Consider the following 1,512-nt stretch of genomic DNA (forward strand, 5'->3'; position numbering starts at 1 on the left):
GGTTCCGAGATCGGCGCGCACATCCTGTCGGGCGCGGTGATGGACCCGCGCGCGATCACCGAGCTGTTCCCCGACTGGAAGGAGCGCGGCGCACCGCTCGATGTCGAGGTCACGGAAGACCGCTTCCTGTTCCTGTCCGAGAAAAGCGCAGTGACCACGCCGAACTGGGCGCTGCCGGACAACTTCAAGAACCACGGCAACTACGTGATTTCGTTGGGCAACGTGACCCGCTGGCTCGGCCAGCAGGCCGAGGCGCTCGGCGTGGAGATCTTCCCGGGCTTCCCCGCTGCGGAAATTCTCTACAACGACGACGGCTCGGTGAAGGGCGTCGCGACCGGCAACATGGGCGTGGGCAAGGACGGCGAGCCGACCGAGAACTTCCAGCTCGGCATGGAACTGCACGCGAAGTACACGCTGTTCGCCGAAGGCTGCCGCGGCCATCTCGGCCGTCAGCTGATCACGAAATTCAAGCTCGACGCGAACGCCGATCCGCAGGCGTACGGGATCGGCATCAAGGAACTGTGGGAAATCGATCCCGCCAAGCACAAGCCGGGCCTCGTGATCCACACGGCCGGCTGGCCGCTGAAGTCGGATACGTACGGCGGCTCGTTCCTGTATCACATGGACAACAACCAGGTCGTGGTCGGCTTCGTCGTGGGCCTGGGCTACACGAACCCGTACCTGTCGCCGTTCGAGGAATTCCAGCGCTACAAGACGCATCCGTCGATCCGCGCGTTCCTGGAAGGCGGCAAGCGCGTGTCGTACGGCGCGCGCGCGATCACGGCCGGCGGCCTGCTGTCGTTGCCGAAGACGGTGTTCCCGGGCGGCGCGCTGATCGGCGACGATGCGGGCTTTTTGAACGCATCGCGGATCAAGGGCAGCCACGCGGCAATCAAGACCGGGATGCTGGCGGCCGACGCCGCATTCGACGCGGTGCAGGCCGGCCGTCAGAGCGACGAACTCAATGCGTACCCGGACGCGTTCAAGCAATCGTGGCTGTACACGGAGCTGTACCGCGCACGCAACTTCAAGCAGTGGATGGCCAAGGGGCTGTACCTGGGCACGCTGATGGTGGGTATCGAGCAGAAGGTGATGGGCGGCAACGTGCCGTGGACGCTGCACCACCAGCATGCGGACCACGAGATGCTGAAGCCGGCGTCGCAGTGCGAGCCGATCGCGTATCCGAAGCCGGACGGCAAGCTGACGTTCGATCGGCTGTCGTCGGTGTTCATCTCGAACACGAACCACGAGGAGAACCAGCCGGCGCACCTGACGCTGAAGGACGCGAGCGTGCCGGTGAACGTGAACCTGCGCACGTACGCGGGGCCGGAGGCGCGGTTCTGCCCGGCGGCGGTGTACGAGTTCGTGAAGAACGACGACGGCAGCGATCGGTTGGTGATCAACGCGCAGAACTGCGTGCACTGCAAGACCTGCGACATCAAGGACCCGACGCAGAACATCGTGTGGGTCACGCCCGAAGGCGGCGGCGGGCCGAATTACCCGAACATGTAA

The 1,512-nt window shown here is 64.9% G+C and carries 1 protein-coding gene; it reads left to right on the top strand.

Annotation, left to right across the window (positions count from 1 at the left end; all coding sequences use genetic code 11):
• A partial coding sequence (locus WT97_RS19040; RefSeq protein WP_060354112.1) for an electron transfer flavoprotein-ubiquinone oxidoreductase occupies positions 1–1,512 on the top strand: 1,512 nt, incomplete at its 5' end.

The organism is Burkholderia sp. MSMB1459WGS (assembly GCF_001534535.1).
Taxonomy (GTDB): domain Bacteria; phylum Pseudomonadota; class Gammaproteobacteria; order Burkholderiales; family Burkholderiaceae; genus Burkholderia.